This window comes from Marinomonas sp. GJ51-14 (assembly GCF_055808695.1).
Map to the genome: position 1 here is coordinate 2,651,574 of NZ_CM147879.1, position 16,000 is coordinate 2,667,573.

Annotated in this window: 14 protein-coding genes and 1 pseudogene; 10 read left to right on the forward strand and 5 right to left on the reverse strand. The window is 40.9% G+C overall.

Going from position 1 to position 16,000, the window contains the following annotated elements; translation table 11 throughout:
- Positions 1-63: 63 nt before the first annotated feature.
- Positions 64-885, reverse strand: coding sequence for an HAD-IIB family hydrolase (locus AC0L3Y_RS12765; protein ID WP_473464007.1), 822 nt, complete (start codon positions 883-885; stop codon positions 64-66).
- 141 nt (positions 886-1,026) lie between these two features.
- Between AC0L3Y_RS12765 and AC0L3Y_RS12770 the strand changes: the two genes are divergently transcribed.
- The 5 genes from AC0L3Y_RS12770 to AC0L3Y_RS12790 all read left to right on the forward strand — a co-directional run bounded on the left by AC0L3Y_RS12770 (position 1,027) and on the right by AC0L3Y_RS12790 (position 6,248).
- Positions 1,027-1,929 (forward strand): DMT family transporter, encoded by a 903-nt coding sequence (locus AC0L3Y_RS12770; protein ID WP_473464012.1) that lies wholly within the window; start codon positions 1,027-1,029, stop codon positions 1,927-1,929.
- An 807-nt stretch (positions 1,930-2,736) separates the two neighbouring features.
- Positions 2,737-3,447 (forward strand): phosphatidate cytidylyltransferase, encoded by a 711-nt coding sequence (locus AC0L3Y_RS12775; RefSeq protein ID WP_473464017.1) that lies wholly within the window; start codon positions 2,737-2,739, stop codon positions 3,445-3,447.
- The gene (locus AC0L3Y_RS12780; protein ID WP_473464021.1) at positions 3,444-3,749 is read left to right on the forward strand and encodes a CDP-alcohol phosphatidyltransferase family protein; all 306 of its coding nucleotides are present in this window, start codon (positions 3,444-3,446) and stop codon (positions 3,747-3,749) included. Before AC0L3Y_RS12775 ends, AC0L3Y_RS12780 begins: the two co-directional genes overlap by 4 nt.
- A 67-nt stretch (positions 3,750-3,816) precedes the next feature.
- The gene (locus AC0L3Y_RS12785) at positions 3,817-4,764 is read left to right on the forward strand and encodes an IS30 family transposase (protein ID WP_473462002.1); all 948 of its coding nucleotides are present in this window, start codon (positions 3,817-3,819) and stop codon (positions 4,762-4,764) included.
- 614 nt (positions 4,765-5,378) lie between these two features.
- A complete protein-coding gene (locus AC0L3Y_RS12790) occupies positions 5,379-6,248 on the forward strand; it encodes a PhzF family phenazine biosynthesis protein (protein ID WP_473464026.1) in 870 nt (289 codons plus the stop codon).
- 226 nt (positions 6,249-6,474) lie between these two features.
- Here the strand turns inward: AC0L3Y_RS12790 and AC0L3Y_RS12795 are convergent.
- Positions 6,475-6,914: pseudogene (locus AC0L3Y_RS12795) on the reverse strand (Rrf2 family transcriptional regulator).
- A 121-nt stretch (positions 6,915-7,035) separates the two neighbouring features.
- On the opposite strand from AC0L3Y_RS12795, the gene AC0L3Y_RS12800 reads away from it, so the two are divergent.
- Entirely contained in the window at positions 7,036-8,574 is a 1,539-nt protein-coding gene (locus AC0L3Y_RS12800) for an MFS transporter (RefSeq protein WP_473464030.1), read from the forward strand.
- Positions 8,571-9,236 (forward strand): class I SAM-dependent methyltransferase, encoded by a 666-nt coding sequence (locus AC0L3Y_RS12805; RefSeq protein ID WP_473464034.1) that lies wholly within the window; start codon positions 8,571-8,573, stop codon positions 9,234-9,236. Before AC0L3Y_RS12800 ends, AC0L3Y_RS12805 begins: the two co-directional genes overlap by 4 nt.
- 145 nt (positions 9,237-9,381) lie before the next feature.
- Here the strand turns inward: AC0L3Y_RS12805 and AC0L3Y_RS12810 are convergent, their stop codons facing one another.
- On the reverse strand, positions 9,382-10,254 hold the full coding sequence (locus AC0L3Y_RS12810; protein ID WP_473464037.1) for a DMT family transporter: 873 nt from the start codon (positions 10,252-10,254) through the stop codon (positions 9,382-9,384).
- Positions 10,255-10,617: 363 nt separating this feature from the next.
- Between AC0L3Y_RS12810 and AC0L3Y_RS12815 the strand changes: the two genes are divergently transcribed.
- Both AC0L3Y_RS12815 and AC0L3Y_RS12820 read left to right on the forward strand, forming a co-directional pair.
- On the forward strand, positions 10,618-11,010 hold the full coding sequence (locus AC0L3Y_RS12815; protein ID WP_473464040.1) for a hypothetical protein: 393 nt from the start codon (positions 10,618-10,620) through the stop codon (positions 11,008-11,010).
- Positions 11,011-11,110: 100 nt separating this feature from the next.
- Complete coding sequence (locus AC0L3Y_RS12820; RefSeq protein WP_473464044.1) at positions 11,111-12,913, forward strand: ABC transporter transmembrane domain-containing protein; 1,803 nt, start codon at positions 11,111-11,113, stop codon at positions 12,911-12,913.
- 86 nt (positions 12,914-12,999) lie between these two features.
- On the opposite strand, the gene AC0L3Y_RS12825 is transcribed toward AC0L3Y_RS12820, so the two are convergent.
- Positions 13,000-13,437 (reverse strand): DUF3010 family protein, encoded by a 438-nt coding sequence (locus AC0L3Y_RS12825; protein ID WP_473464048.1) that lies wholly within the window; start codon positions 13,435-13,437, stop codon positions 13,000-13,002.
- Between the two features lie 300 nt (positions 13,438-13,737).
- Between AC0L3Y_RS12825 and AC0L3Y_RS12830 the strand changes: the two genes are divergently transcribed.
- Positions 13,738-14,970, forward strand: coding sequence for a pyridoxal-phosphate-dependent aminotransferase family protein (locus AC0L3Y_RS12830; RefSeq protein ID WP_473464053.1), 1,233 nt, complete (start codon positions 13,738-13,740; stop codon positions 14,968-14,970).
- 39 nt (positions 14,971-15,009) lie between these two features.
- Here the strand turns inward: AC0L3Y_RS12830 and yddG are convergent, their stop codons facing one another.
- A complete protein-coding gene (gene yddG / locus AC0L3Y_RS12835) occupies positions 15,010-15,927 on the reverse strand; it encodes an aromatic amino acid exporter YddG (protein ID WP_473464058.1) in 918 nt (305 codons plus the stop codon).
- Positions 15,928-16,000 lie beyond the last annotated feature (73 nt).

The following is a 16,000-nucleotide window of genomic DNA, read 5'->3' on the forward strand; positions in this document are numbered from 1 at the left end:
TCCTAATGTAGTGGTGTCATTATTTTTTATATTTTGTGTTTCTTAAGTATTCAAATGTATGTTTTAACTAATCCCTTGTTTACTGAGTACTAAATCAATGGCCTGAGCCCAACCTTCAGGGCCATAAGCATCCGTTAACCAAGCGTCGCTTCGATTTGGTACTTCTGGCGGTGCATGAACTGGTGAGCGAATCACCACTGGAATGTCTGCTTTACTCAACATACCAATGTCATTTTCCCCATCGCCTAGTGCCATGGTGGTGATTTTCTCCTCTGCTTGGCTTTCGTAAACGTCTGTTAACCAAAGCATGGCGTTCGCTTTATCACAATGTTTTCCCATCATGTGAGAGAAGCGACCGCCTTTTTGAATCTGTATGTCAAACTGAGCAAGGTACTCTCGGAATTCAGTAAGTGCGATATTCGAATCCGTCCACACCATAGGTTCAGTGAATTCTCTTTGCATAGCGAGCGTAGCGTTTTCTTCATTTAACCCAGTGATAGCCATCAGTTCTTGGCAAGTCATATCGCTGAAACGATTAAAGGTGTAATGGTTTTTTTGATCGTTTGTGAGTTCGATGAGGGTTTTTCGTTTTGGGCCAAAGGCTTTTAGCCAATAGTCGCCGCAGTCTTCCAAAGGCTCATCAATAATAAGGTTTAAATCTTTAGGAATATAAACGGCAGAGCCATTTTCAACGATAAAAGGATCTTGATGCTGGAGCGCTTTTCTTAGTAATAGAAGTTCATTAAACGTCTTACTGGTATTGATGACGCAAGGAATAGAAAAGGTCTTGAGCGACTGCAATGCCGCCAACGCAGGTTGAAAACTGTATGTGTGATGGTCGAGTAACGTACCATCTAAATCTGAAAATACTAAAAGACTCGTCATGTAGGTTCCATATATAGGCAGATCAAAATGTTATTGGTCTGCGTTAGAGTTAAGCTTGCAAATCTGGTGCCAGTGCGTGAGACTGACTTTTTTCTTACCTAAGGTATCTGCTCAAGTTTAATTGAGCTTTTAAACAAATTGATGACAAGTTCGCTACGTTTACCTTTTTTAATCACACTTGCCTTGTTAGCGTTCGCTGCCAACTCTGTTTTATGCCGATTAGCGTTAGCTGGTGGGTTAATTGACCCTGCTAACTTTACCCTGTGGCGACTACTCAGTGGCGCTATCACATTGGCGTTACTTTGTACTTTTCAAAGCATGAAGCAAAGCGTGGCTTCTTTAGAAAAAAGCCCATTTAAAACCGTATGGTTAGAAGGTAGTTGGTTATCTGCGCTGTCGCTGTTTATTTACGCCATCGGCTTTTCCTATGCGTATGTCACATTGGAAACGGGCATCGGCGCCCTGATACTTTTTGGTGCTGTTCAGCTAACGCTGATTCTGTTTGCCGTTTGGGCAGGACAGAAGCTTAGAATGCTTGAATGGTTAGGCTTACTGGTGGCCTTTGGTAGTTTTGTGTATTTGGTGCTTCCTACCTTATCTTCCCCGTCATTAATCGGTTTCATCTTAATGACCTTCGCAGGTATCGCGTGGGGCTTGTATACATGGCGAGGAAAGATCTCTTCTAAACCTTTATTCGCCACCACATCGAACTTTATTCGTACTTTACCTATACTCGTAATTGTCTTGATTGGTATCCATTTTAGCGGCGCTTACAGCTTAAATGGCGCGAGCTTTGACGGCATTTTATTCGCTGTTTTATCTGGTGCCGTCATGTCGGGAATAGGCTACGCACTTTGGTACGCAGTACTGCCTTCATTAACCGCATCGTTAGCCGCTGTACTGCAATTATTAGTACCCATAATCGCCACAATAGGTGGCGTTATCTTCGCCAGTGAAGCCGTGACTTTACACCTAATAATCGCAACCAGCGGTGTATTAGGCGGCGTGTTATTGGTCATCATGGGAAGAAAAAAGATAAGCTAAATTGCTCATTATTGGTGCGTTTTTATTCTGGTGCATCAAAATAGACAACCCCGTGAATCAAAATAGGGTGCTTTCAGAGCGGCCACCAACCCTATGAATAACTCAAATTCAACGACGTTATAAAACCTGATCAAGAAGGCTATTTGTTCCGGCAAAATACTGGCCGATGATATGAGCATAAATTTGAGTTGTCGGTATGGACGAGGTTTATTCCGCCATTGACAAATGAGTCACAAAAGAATGATAGCTTACTCTTTTTTATTAATTTCAATGTTATGACAGTTTCTTCAAATATTTTTCTAGGCGCTGACTCATGTAAATGGTGTCTGCATTATTTACCAGCCAAAGGAAATAGTCTGATTGACCTAGATGGAAATAAAAACATCCATCTTAATCGACGGCATACATTTTGATATTTTTTAAACCGTGCAAAAAGTAATGAAGACCTATATCCTTATTTCATTTCAGTATCGAGTTTTTATATAGGGTATAGCCTAAAACCTCGTACTCTTTATTGAGCATTTCGAAAACAGGTCAACCATTCACACTCGGGACTCGCCTCGAATAACCGATTTCAATCCTCATGCTGAGGCAAGAGGATTAGTTCATATCCTTCTTATGTATTTATGAAGTCCAAATAAAATTAAATACAGAAAATAAATTAAAGCGTAGAAAATAAGCTTTTCAAGCATAACTAAATGAACTAGGTATTGTGTTCAATAAACGATATTTTTTTGTTCTTATAGCCAATAAAAATCTGCCTAACGTTAAGTTTTGGTGGTTAAAATCAAAAAAGGCATAGATTTAATGGAAGAACGATTGTGGATGACGTTTGTATTTTTGTTTTCGTTAGGTGGTATTTGTGTTTGGTATTTGAGTAAGGGAGGAGCACAAGGCAGTAAAGATATAATGCGAGGGAAGTATTTAGTCTACCTTTTTATATCATTGTTGATGTTTTTAATTTCCATTTATTCAAATATCTACTTTATGATTTGTCTAGTGATTTGCCTGCTTGGTTTAATTGAAATATATAAGTTGGCTTTACCAAACCGTATAAAGTACCTTTCCATCATTTTATTTCTGATTTTATCTCTGTTTTTTATATATTTTAGTTATATAAGCGCTTTATATGATGGAACATTATTATTGTGTTTAGTTCTCGCATTAGATGGTTTTGGTCAAATATTAGGGAAAATATTTGGGAAAAACTCAATAGCGAAAAGTATAAGTCCAAACAAAACGTGGGAAGGGTTTCTAGGAGGGTACTTCTGTGTAGTGATAGGATATTTATTTATTCGACAGATGGATGTTAGTTTGGTTGGTTTTTTTATGATCACAATGTTAGTTGTGGCGGCATTGTCAGGTGATTTACTGGCTTCATATTTAAAACGTAAAGCTAAAGTGAAAGATTTTAATGGACTTATACCATTTCACGGTGGTGTTTTAGATCGATTTGATAGCCTGATTTTTGCTTCAGCAGTTGCTGCTCCTTTTTATATGATGGGATTTAAAGTATGACACAAAACCATTTGCCAAATATGGTTTCTAGCTTACGTTTCTTGATGATGCCTACCGGCATTTATCTCGCTTTAAACGGCCAGCGTGATTTGTTTTTTATTACTTTAATTCTAATGCAGGTGACTGACTTTCTGGATGGATATCTTGCAAGAAAGCTTAATGCACAATCTGAATTAGGCTCTAAGTTGGATATATTAGGAGACGGCTGTAGCTACATTACAGGAGTGGTGGGTTTGTTCGTTTTTTTACCGGACAATTTAAATGCCGCAAATTCAGATAATAAGTGCACCACTCATGGTTGAGTAGGTGACGAGAGATCAACTGCCCATAGGTGGTATTCTAACGTCGCCAAACAATTAGAGTATTACCATGAGCTATAAGCAGTTGATCGAAGGACAACGATATCAGATTCAAGCCTATCTGAGCCAACATTTAAGTTACAGAGAGATTGGCAGGCGACTTAACATCAGTCATTCCAGTATCAGTCGAGAGTTAAAGCGGCATACTATCAATGGCACTTATGAGCCTAATGTCGCACAGCGCCGTGCTCAACATCGACGACACTGTGCTGCGAAAAGCCAGATATCACAGAAAACCATCGATTATGTTGAGTTTGGTCTAGCGCTAAAATGGAGCCCTGAACAGATATCAGGTGTAAGCCATTTAATAGGCTTACCTGTCAGTCATGAATGGATTTATGGCTATGTGCAAAGAGACAAGCGTCAAGGTGGAAAACTGTACAAGCATTTACGACACAACGGTAGGCGATATCGAAAAGGAAAGCATACCAAACGGGTCATTATTCCTAATAGAGTTGGTATCGAAGAACGCCCTGATATAGTGGATAGCAAGCAGCGTTTTGGTGACTGGGAAGTCGATACCGTTTTAGGCAAGCAAGGTACTGGAGCGATTGTTAGCTTGGTTGAGCGGAAGAGTAAGATGTACTTAATCCGTAAAGTGCCCAAGAAAAGTACTGAAGATGTGTGTCGAGCGGTTGGTGCTATGCTGTGGCGCTATCGTCGTCACGTGCATACGATTACCGCAGATAACGGAACAGAGTTTTGTGCCCATGAAAGCATTGCTCAAAAACTGAAGGCCGATGTGTATTTTGCTAACCCTTACGCTTCCTGGGAGCGCGGCTTAAATGAAAATTTTAACGGTCTGCTGAGGCAATATATCCCTAAGGGAACCGATCTTAGGACAGTGACAGATGAAGAAGTTGCGAAGGTACAAAGGTCACTAAATCTGAGGCCAAGGAAGTGCCTTGGCTATAGACAACCTGCGGTCGTGTTCGATGAACTACGAAGTGCAGCGTAATTTAGGGAGTGGTGCACTTCGGAGTTGAATTCGCGGCTTTTTCGCTGTTGCTTATTGTTTTATTTTCTTTAAGTTATTTACTTCGTTTCCTTATTAGTAAAATCGCAGTAGATATTTGGATTTATTCAATTAACCATGTTACAGGTAAAATAACATTTTACAGTCAAAGTATATTGATTTTTTCAATGTATTTATCATGGGAAATCACCCCTTGGCTTCTTTATATAGCATTAATTTCAGGTCTAATAGAGTCAACTTATTATATTGTCCTTGCGTTAGCTGAAAAGAAGAGTAGAGATAAAATAAAGGCCGAGACCTCATATTTGAAATGTACAGGTTCAAAATAATGGCTTCCTGTTTTACAAACTATTTTAACGACGACAGATTTCTAGTTGCTAGTTTTTCGGTTTGATAATATTTAACAGGATAGGAACTCTAAGAATCTCTTATAATTGCAACCAGCGGTGTATTATTTGGGAGGGATTAGCGGTCATCATGGGAAAGAAAAAGAAAAAGTGCTCCTTGTTGGTGTGTTTTTATTCTTGTGCATCAAAATCGACAGCCCCGTGGTTCTTTCCACAAAATCACCCATCATCAGAACGGAGACATTATCTTTGAAAACAGTCGAAGCATTGCTGGTTCACTCTTTTACAAAAGAAGGTTCTGGCGGCAATCCTGCAGGTGTTGTGTTGAACACTGATGGCTTATCGAATAAAGAGAAGTTGTCGATAGCTCAAGCGGTCGGCTTTTCTGAAACTGCATTTGTTTCTCTGGATGATACCGCTGATTTCGAGGTGTCTTTTTTTACTACGACAGATGAAGTGGATTTTTGTGGCCATGCAACCTTGGCTGTTTTCTCAGTCATGCATCAAGAGGGAATTATTAGTGAAGGCAAGTATCTCCAGAGAACCAGAGCTGGCTTGCTCGCGGTGTCTGTTGAGTCAGATGGTCGGGTGGTGATGGAGCAGAAGCTACCTGAGTATGGCAAAGTGCTAGATGCTGAATGTGTGTCCGAACTAATTGGATTGGATTCGACAACGCTTGGGTCAACTCAGTTACCTATTGAGATTATCTCGACAGGGTTAGCCGATATCATAGTTCCTGTTCCTTTGGGTTCGCTAGATAACATTCAGGTCAATGAAAAGCTCACTATCGAATTTTGTGAACAGCACAATGTTGTGGGAATTCACGCTTTTGAGTTATGTGATGTTGTCGATGAAGTAACAGCGAGTTGTCGAAATTTTGCTCCATTATTTGGTATCTCTGAAGAGTCAGCCACAGGCAGCTCAAATGGTGCGTTGGCCTGTTATTTAACGAAAAATCTAGCGGACAGATATTCAGGAGATTTCATTTTTGAGCAGGGTCGAGCAATGGGGAGTACTTCGAAGCTCACAGCATTTATCGATTCCAGCGAAGCTGGTATTACGAAAGTCAGGGTTGGCGGTTTTGCTCATAAAGTTGGTGTTCAGAAAATCTCTATATAAAGCACTGTTCCTGCGAGAATCTTTCATGTGTAGTTAGAATCAATGATCGGGCTGAATGCAGAAATGTTCCACGGCATTATAGCCACTTTATGATAGCCTCCATGATATTTTGTTTGAATAACGTTTAATGTAATCAAAGAGGAAACAAGCTGTTACATGTGGCTGTATAGCATCCGCAAGGTGAGCGAAAGGTCATACTCATTGAAACATATAGAAGAGAAGGGTTTTACCGGTTTGCATCAATAATGGTGTTAGGTTTTTTTACGAGATCAGCTATTTGGTCGAGAGTGACATGTTGAAAGCTCTTCAATAGTAATGATTGAGCTGAATTCATAGATTCTGATAAGACTGTATTAACCGCTCCTTCAACCTTGCAGTTTGTTTTTTCGTTTCTGAGTCCGAAAGAAAATACATTCGTATGTCCTAGGGCTTCGAATACATCCAATAGGGTAATCTGAGAAAGTGGCTTTTTTAAGGCCCACCCCCTCCATGCCCCTTACCTGATTGAACATAACCAGCATTGCGCAGGCCGGCCATTGTTCGCCTAAATACAGCGGCGTTAGTCCCCATTGTTTTTGACAACTGATCCGAGGTTAATGGACCATCTGCTTGTTCTAAGTGGAGTAATACATGTAAAACGCCTGAAAATCGAGTGTCTTTGTTCATTGAATAACCCTAACTATAGTGTTTGCTTTTTATTATATACAAACTTTACTTAATTTCTCTGTTGATATATCTTTTCATGTATCAGTTAAAGATACATTAAAGGTTTAGAAGGGAGAATAGTATGAATACTCACCACCTCACCAAGCTAAATACTCCGGTGATTGATAAAAACCAGCGTCAACGATTACTGTTAGCTGTATGCATTGCACTGATGGCGGTGATTGCTTCGGTAACAGGACTTAATGTCGCGCAACCTATGCTAGCGAATGAACTAGGTGCTACCCAAAGTGAAGTATTATGGATGATTAATGTCTATGCGATTTCGCTTGCGGCATTGTTACTGCCGCTTGGTGCGGCAGGGGATAAGTGGGGACGAAAATCCATTCTTTATACGGGCCTTATGATTTTCGGAATCGCAAACTTTATGGCTGCATTTTCTGAATCAACAACCCATATGTTGGTGGCAAGGTTTTTTTGTGGTGTTGGCGCTGCAATGATTATGCCTGTGACTTTATCAGTGATAACCACTGCCTTTCCTGATGAAGAAAGGTCTAAGGCGATAGGAGTATGGACGGCAGTAGCTGGAGCTGGCGGTATTTTTGGAATGTTTTTGTCTGCTTTGTTGGTGGATACGATTGGGTGGCGCTGGCTATTTGCTTTACCCATTGTACTTGTAATCTTTGCAGCAGTGATTGGTCAGAGATCAGTGCCCAATAGTAAAGATAACTCAGCGCACCACTTTGACTTCTATGGTGTTGTTGCGTCTATTATTACCGTCGTCGGTATGGTGACGTTTCTTCATGAAGGGCCAGCGCGAGGATGGTTAGATTTTATAACCCTTATTGGATTAGCCCTGAGCGTTTTAGGTGGGATTAGTTTCGTTATATTAGAGTTACGTCATCCGTATCCACTTTTGGATTTTAGATTCTTTGCAAAACGCAGTTTAACAAGTGGTTCACTTACTATTCTGGTTTGGTTTGGCGTTCAAGCAGGCGTCTTTATTGTACTGTATCCATTTTTTCAGTCTGTCCTTGGTTGGTCAGGACTGCTCGCTACAGTGGCTCTCATGCCTATGGCTATTTTAATGATGTTGTCATCTGCCCTTGCTCCTAAGTGGGTTGAGCTGATTGGCATACGGTTGACAATGGTAATTGGCATAATATTGGGTGCATCAGGTCTTGCCTTGATGGCAAGCTCTGTGTCTTTAGCTCATGGTTACCTTTCTATTTTACCGGGAATGATTTTCATGGGGTTAGGTATGGGGACTTCTATGACGCCTGCTACAGAGGCAATAACCTTATCGTTGCCAAAAGAGAAGCAAGGAGTAGCATCGGCCTTAAACGATGTGACACGAGAGTTGGGAGGTTCACTAGGCGTTGCACTTCTGGGGGCTGTCTTTGCAACTGGCTATTCTATAGCCGCAGCGAAAGAACTTGATGGGTTATCCATTGCAGAAGCCGAAGCATTACAGCACGGAATTGCTGCAACGCACGCTTTGACCAATACCGCTGAAGCCCAGATTATCTACCGAATAGCTCAAGAATCCTTCATACAAGGCTGGCAACAGGCAATGTGGGCGGGAGTTGTTACTCTTATCTTTCTACTTGTTTATGTCCTCATAAGGGGCCCCAAAAAACAAGCTAAGGACATAGTACTATGACGTTAGGAAAAAGCTTATTCGATGCTGAAAATTATCATGATCGGGTCAAAAATCAAATTCCTGGACTAGAGAGCTTACATCAAATGGTTGGGGTTCTTTTAGCAGAATCTATCCCTAAACAGGGTAATATACTTGCTTTAGGAGCAGGCGGTGGACTGGAGTTAAAAGCCATGCATCAGATGAACCCTAATTGGCGGTTTGCGGCAATCGACCCGTCTGCCGATATGATTGCCCTGGCTAAAGCAACGCTAAATGAAAAGTTTGATTTCGTTAGCTTTACAGAAGGCTATATAGATGATTCACCTGAGGGACCATTTGATGCTGCAACGGCAATTTTAGTTCTGCATTTTTTAGATCCTAAGAGCAGGTTAAAAACCCTTGAGGATATTCATAGGCGTTTATATGCTGGTGCGCCACTTGTTGTAGTTCACCATAGCTTTGAGCCGTCAGAAGCAGATAAGTGGTTACATAGATATGCTGACTTTCAAATAAACAATGGAGCTGACCCAGTTCAAACTAGAGCTGGAGTGCTTAAGATGAAGGAGAAATTGCCAGCGTTATCACCTAGTAATGACGAAGCTCTTTTTCATCAAGCTGGATTTACAAATACAGAGCAGTTTTACTCTGGATTCTCATTTAAAGGTTGGATAACTTATGCTTAATCTTCGATTTCTACTCACCTTGTGAAGATTTACCCCAATTAAATTCATTTCTGTTACCGAAGCCCGTAATTGACTCAAAGCTTTGTTGGATGATGATTAATCAGGTACGTAATCACTCATCGAGACTCCGAGGACAGAGCCATTACTAAGCCGGTTTTGCTCTGGACTTTAAGATCGTCATGGTAATGCCTGTGAGCATGATGCAGATTCCTATCACTTGAACCACAACAATATATTCATCAAACACTAACCATCCCCAGAAGATAGAGAAGGCTACACTGAGCAAAGATAATAGACTTACAAACCAAGCGACAGCATGTTTGTAGGCCATTGTTTTCGTGACATCAGACAATAGCCCTAATACGCATAAAATAATTAGAAAGAAGACGTTGTCTTCTGTTGGCATTTTTAAATCTGTTATTACGATTGCGCTGGCTCCAACTAGGTTGGTCAGGGAAAACCAGAAGACAACAATACTTGCTCCCACTTTTTTTAATGCAGACCTCATTGATAGAAATGCAATAGCAGTTAAAAAACTACCAAGAAGACCGATCGCAGCGGGGAATAAAGGAATGTTGGTTTGAATGCCGTCTGAAAAATTGAGATCAAAGATGAGTGAAATTCCAATTAAGGTTAAAAATACTGGCATTAATTGGCTAGGTTTCATTTTTTCATTCACTGAAAAATGACCGAGTATCATGACGAAAACGGGAGTTGTGAGGGTTAAAACCATAGCAATGGCGAGAGGGAGTTCAGACATCGCATAGAAAATACTACTCGTGCCGAGAAAGCCAAAAATCCCACGACTGACTAAACTTGGAAGTGCTTTCGTTTTAAAGCATTCACTAAATGCTGGTCGATAGATAAGAATAACAACAATTAGAGAGAATGCCGCGCGATAGAATACTTGTTCAAAAACTCCGATTTCAGGGGAGAGTATCTTTATAAATATACCAGACAAGGAAAAGATCAGAGCATGGGCAAGGGTCCAGCAAGTAGCTTTGTAATAGTTATCCATTAGATCTGCATATCCTTTTGATTGCTCGAATTCCCGTAAAATGGTACGTCAAATTTATACCGAGAAAGTTGCTGGTTATTTTGTATGGGTTTTGTCTAGCACGATAGTAACATTTGCCTCGCTTGAAGCGTTCTCTATGGAAAATATTTAATCTAAGGGAAGCTAACAGGTCAATGAGATAGTTTTTAAACCATTTCACTACTCCTAATGGTGGCAATTTAAAGTAGTAGTAATTTAAAGAGATAATAAAACAGTTGGTTTGCCTCACTTCGTTCGTTATTGTGATGGGACTATTCTTAACTATTTATTAAGATAATAAAATTAACTACTTCATCGTCGTTATTGAAAGGAAAAAATGGCTAAATGAATACTTATATTACCTACTGTGTCGCTGTCCTTATTGCTTGTTTGGGAGCAGCGTTGTCTTACGTTGAATTCCTTGATGATATCGACTGGTTTGCACGAAGTGGGTCCCTTATTGTGATCGTTGGTATTTTGTACACGATTTTAGAGTTTTATGAGCATCAATATGACCATAAAACCCTTAAACGTCAGGCTCCGAATTTATATGCCGATATTAAACATGAGCATAAGCACCTTGATGAAAAGAAAGTCAAAATTTGGAAAAAGAATGCTGAAGAGTTAGAGGATGATTTTAAAAACAGCATTGAAAAAACCACCATGAAGCACGAAGGTATTTTTCTCATGACGGGAACATTTATTTGGGGGTTTGGTGATTTGCTGTTTAAGTTCTAGTTGTCATATCAAGTATTCTTTCTTTTTTTCTGTAAATTGAAATACAGTGTCTACTAAGATGATATTTTTACTATAGCACTGTTTACTAAAAGGCCTTTCCTTGCCACATTCCTCAGAATCCAAAACACCGACAAACGCTTATCAAAGCTTGTTGCCTATTTTTAGTTTTATTAAACCTTATAAAGGCACGGTTGCCTTGGCGCTGTTTTTCCTTATGTTCACGGCGGGTATTAGTCTGTCTTTGGGGCAGGGTGTGAAAATGGTGATTGATAGTGGCTTTATTTCAGGCTCGGTTGATCAACTCACCAGTACCATTTTGATGCTGATTGGCATGATATTTCTGTTGGCTTTCGGTACTTTTTTTAGATTTTACCTAATGTCATGGATTGGTGAGCGGGTCAGTGCGGACATTAGAACCGCTGTGTTTAATCAAATTATCCATTTGCACCCAAGTTATTTTGAAGAAAACCGCAGCGGCGAATTGATGTCTCGGCTCACTACCGATACCGCTTTGCTGCAATCTATCATTGGTTCGTCTTTTTCAATGGCCCTGCGCTCGTTTTTCATGTTGCTTGGTGGTTTGGTGATGTTGTTTGTCACTAACTTCAAGCTCTCTATGATTGTTGTGGTGTGTGTTCCGCTTATTTTGATTCCTATGGTGATCTTCGGTCGTAGGGTTAGAAAACTGGCGTCTAGTAGCCAAGATGCTATTGCCGATATTGGCACTTACGCTGGCGAGATGATTCAAAATATAAAAGTCGTGCAAAGCTATAACCATGAAATTCTTGAGCAAAAAGCCTTCGGTGATGAAGTAGAAAAAGCCTTCGATGTTGCTAAAAAACGCATCAAACAGCGTTCGTTCTTGTTTGCGGCGGTGATTTTATTAACCTTCGCGGCGATTAGCGTCATGTTGTTGGTTGGTGGTATGGATGTGATTGAGGGCAAAATGACGGGCGGTGAACTCGGTGCTTTTGTTTTTTACGCCATCATGGTCGCTATGTCTGTGGCAACTGTCGCAGAAGTGTACGGTGAGTTGCAACGCGCCGCAGGATCAGCCACACGTTTGTTAGAGTTGTTAGACATTGAAAGCATGATTACGTCTCCTAGCAACCCGCAGCACTTCTCTAAACAAGAGTCGAAACAAGAGTCGAAACAAGGCACGGTAGCGATTGGCTTTTATAACCTTGATTTCTATTATCCTTCTCGCCCTGATGTGGCGGCTCTGCAAAATATAAACCTCACCATAGAGCATGGACAAACCGTTGCCTTGGTTGGCCCGTCTGGCGCAGGCAAAACGACCATGTTTGAAATGTTACAGCGCTTTTACGATCCGCAACAAGGTCATATTACTTTGAATGACGTCTCTATTGAGCAGTTACCATTGTCTGAATTACGAGACGTGATGGGCATGGTGCCACAGCATCCTGTGCTGTTTAGCAGTGACGTTATGCATAACATTGGTTACGGTAAACCACTTGCGTCACAAGCTGAGATTATCGACGCGGCCAAACGCGCTAACGCACATGAATTTATCGAACAATTACCACAAGGTTATGAGAGTTTCTTGGGGGAACAAGGTGTGCGCTTGTCTGGTGGTCAGAAACAACGGATTGCCATTGCTCGCGCCATTTTAAAAGACCCTGATGTCTTGTTACTTGATGAAGCGACGAGTGCGCTTGATGCGCAAAGTGAGTTTCATGTGCAAGAAGCGCTTAACGAATTAATGGCCAATCGAACCACCATCGTCATTGCCCACCGTCTCGCTACGGTGATTCATGCAGATAAAATCGTGGTGATGGATAAAGGGCGAATTGTCGACACAGGCACGCATCAATCTTTGTTGATGTCATCGCCGCTTTATCAGCGTTTGTGTGAATTGCAGTTTGATCAGGCGAATAAATAAGGCTGTTTTGGGGATATAAAAAAGCGGGCTTAACTAATGTGCTAAGTCCGCTTTTTTTGTTCTGTGTTTTGGTGTTGAGTTAGAGTTTATTCTTCAACTATGTGTTCAGACAAAGCAGCATAAGCCACCGTGAAAGCGCCTTCTTGAAACGCCTTTAAGCCAGTGGCTTTGAACGGAATCGGCATTGGGTTGTGTTGAAGAATGTCTTTGATTTTAGTGCTGTTGAAAAGCACGACTTCAACCGTGTCGATCAATTGGATAACCGCTTCGATTTTAAAGCCGACAGAACTGCCCGCAAATTTACCTTTTGTTAGGCGTTCACGGATAACCGCTTTTTTGACTTTGTAGTCTTCAAACAGTTTTTTAAGCATAAATTGGAATTTACGCACGCTGTCTGTGTCGTTCGGGTTGCTTAATGTATGTCGTATTTGACGACATTCCGTTATTTGAAAAAGTCCGTCTTCTTTCGATAGAAGGCAAAGAATGACTTCACTGCCTTTGATTTCGATACCGCAAGTAATCATAAAAAGATCCTGAATAGGGTGGTTTCGCGCATTATCGCACAGTTTACTATGATCGCGCAGAGTAAAAAATACTGCATGTTAATAGACAAACGAGTCAGATCTAAGGTGAAAAGGAAAGCTTTTGGTTTATTGCACTGTTTTCGTTTTACTGTCTCTTATTCTTGATAAGGATATTGTACTATTTCAAAATATTATTTCGTTAAAATTTAAAACACGATATTTTCTACTGTAAAATGCTTGATAACTGTTTTTTATAGTTGAGATATTTTTCTTTAGTCCTTGCTAATAAGGTTGCATAAAATGACTGCTTCATCGCCAATGGGAATTCCTCGTCCCCAGGTGAAAACTTTAGATGAAATCCTTCCTCACGAACCTTTGTTGATGATGGGAGCGGGTCCTGTACCTATTCCTGAACGTGTCGCCAAAGCCAACTCGGTTGTTATTAACCATCTTGGTAGCGTAATGGCCGAAGTAATCGGTCAAGTAAAAGCCATGGCGCGTTATGTTTTTCAGACTGAATCTAAATGGGTGATTGGTGTCGCCGGTCCTGCCTCGGCAGCGATGGAAATGGCTGTAGCAAATTTGATGCAGCCAGGTGAAAGAATTTTATGTATTAACAATGGTTTTTTTAGCCATCGTATGGCTGAAATGGCACTACGTGTTGGTGCTGACGTACATGAATTGCATGTGGGTGTCCTTGAAGCGGCAGATCCAGAGCGAGTCCGAAAAGCCATTGAAGAAACACGTCCTAAAGTATTAACCATGGTGCAAGGTGAAACATCTAATACTGTGTTCAATCATAGTTTGCAAGAGATTACTAAAATCGCGAAATCTTACGGTTGCTTAGTGGTGGTTGATGCGGTTTGTACATTAAGTACCATGCCGTTGAAAATGGATGAGTGGCAAGTAGACGTTGTGATTACAGGCGGTCAAAAAGGCTTGTCTTCGATCCCAGGTGTATCGCTTTTGGCATTCTCAAATGAAGCATGGGCAGCAGCAAAAGATCGTGAAAAGCCACCAGCACAATGGTGTTTTGATATACAGTTGGCAGAGAACTTCTGGCATAAAGATGGTTATCATTATACAGCGCCTGTTTCTGGCATTATGGCATTACATGAAGCGTTGAAACTAGTGTGTGATGAAACTCTAGAAAATCGCTTTGCTCGTCATTTACGTTGCTCGAAAGCGCTTCAATCAGGTATTGAGGGTATGGGGTTGGAACTTTTTATACCAACCGAATCTCGCTTAAATTCTGTTGTTGGCATTAATATTCCTGAAGGTTTAACCGCAGGGCAAATTTGTCGTCATATTTCTGATGTGTATCGAGTAGAAATTGCAGGTTCATTTGGTCAGCCGATTGTTCGTATTGGTCAAATGGGTGAGCAGTGCCGTGAACATAACTTGTTCCGAACTTTACATGCCTTTGGTAGCACAATGCGAGACTTAGGTGTAAAAGTCGATCAACCTAACGGTATGGCAGAAATGGAATCCTACTTACAAAAGGTGCCGCGTACCTTGTATCAAGTCGCCTAAAATCATCTTAAAGTATATCTAAGACAGAATGCCTTCTACTTAGTAAGTAGAAGGCATTTTTTCGTTGGGCATCTTTTTGTTGGGCATTAAGCTGGCAAATAAAGCGCCAGCAGTAATCAGAGAGCAAGCAATAATTTGTCCTATGGTTAATTGAGCCTCGGTAAATAAACCAAGCCAAACAGTGGAAAGTGCTGGCGCGGTATAAGCCAAAACACCAAGCAATGATAAGTTGCCTTTCTTTACGCCAAAATCCCAACAGAAAAAAGCAACACCAACAGGACCAAGTCCTAATCCAAAAATAGCGATCCATGTAGTGATAGGAAAAGATAAATTTTGCTCTTCCAGTGCAAGGTGCGAAATACCTGCAAGCAAGGTAGTGAGTAGGCAATACCAAAGTACAGCGCTAGATGGAACGGATTGATAACGTCGATTTGCTACGGAATAGCCAGACCAAATTAGAGCACACGCAAACGCCGCCCCATAACCTGTCCAGTTATATGACTCATTTATTTGCGAATCACCAGCGTAGCCTTTCGACTGCAACATGACACCAGTCCCAACAAAAGCTATTACAGCACCTGTTAAATGAGTCCAAGAAAGAGAATTTCCTTTTGTCATACCTGCCATTAATACAATTAATAAAGGCCACAGATAGGCTATCAATCCGGCTTCAACGGGTGGCGCGTGTTGAAAGGCATAGAAATAACAAAAATGATAAAAGTAGAACCCTAAACCGCCCATAAGGATGGCACTTTTTGGTGTTTGTTCCCAAGAGTGTTTTAGTTCGCCTTTTAGTGCAGATACGAAAAAGAATAACAAACTGGCCACAGCGAATGTCAAAGTGAGTAATAACATTGGGGAGACTAAATTCGCCTGTGTGGTGAAAAGGGCGAGCATGCTCCAAAGTAAAACCGCAATACTTCCAACCAAGGTGGCTTGTTGGTGGTTTGTTTTCATAGTTCTATTTTTTCCTGAATGCAAACGTAAGAGGTAAGAGTGTACTCGTATTTTTAGTCTATGCGTTGTCAAT

Coding starts and splice junctions, on each gene's coding strand:
- AC0L3Y_RS12765 (WP_473464007.1), bottom strand. CDS start 885: ATGACGAGTCTTTTAGTATTTTCAGATTTAGATGGTACGTTACTCGAC.
- AC0L3Y_RS12770 (WP_473464012.1), top strand. CDS start 1,027: ATGACAAGTTCGCTACGTTTACCTTTTTTAATCACACTTGCCTTGTTA.
- AC0L3Y_RS12775 (WP_473464017.1), top strand. CDS start 2,737: ATGGAAGAACGATTGTGGATGACGTTTGTATTTTTGTTTTCGTTAGGT.
- AC0L3Y_RS12780 (WP_473464021.1), top strand. CDS start 3,444: ATGACACAAAACCATTTGCCAAATATGGTTTCTAGCTTACGTTTCTTG.
- AC0L3Y_RS12785 (WP_473462002.1), top strand. CDS start 3,817: ATGAGCTATAAGCAGTTGATCGAAGGACAACGATATCAGATTCAAGCC.
- AC0L3Y_RS12800 (WP_473464030.1), top strand. CDS start 7,036: ATGAATACTCACCACCTCACCAAGCTAAATACTCCGGTGATTGATAAA.
- AC0L3Y_RS12805 (WP_473464034.1), top strand. CDS start 8,571: ATGACGTTAGGAAAAAGCTTATTCGATGCTGAAAATTATCATGATCGG.
- AC0L3Y_RS12810 (WP_473464037.1), bottom strand. CDS start 10,254: ATGGATAACTATTACAAAGCTACTTGCTGGACCCTTGCCCATGCTCTG.
- AC0L3Y_RS12815 (WP_473464040.1), top strand. CDS start 10,618: ATGAATACTTATATTACCTACTGTGTCGCTGTCCTTATTGCTTGTTTG.
- AC0L3Y_RS12825 (WP_473464048.1), bottom strand. CDS start 13,437: ATGATTACTTGCGGTATCGAAATCAAAGGCAGTGAAGTCATTCTTTGC.
- AC0L3Y_RS12830 (WP_473464053.1), top strand. CDS start 13,738: ATGACTGCTTCATCGCCAATGGGAATTCCTCGTCCCCAGGTGAAAACT.
- yddG (WP_473464058.1), bottom strand. CDS start 15,927: ATGAAAACAAACCACCAACAAGCCACCTTGGTTGGAAGTATTGCGGTT.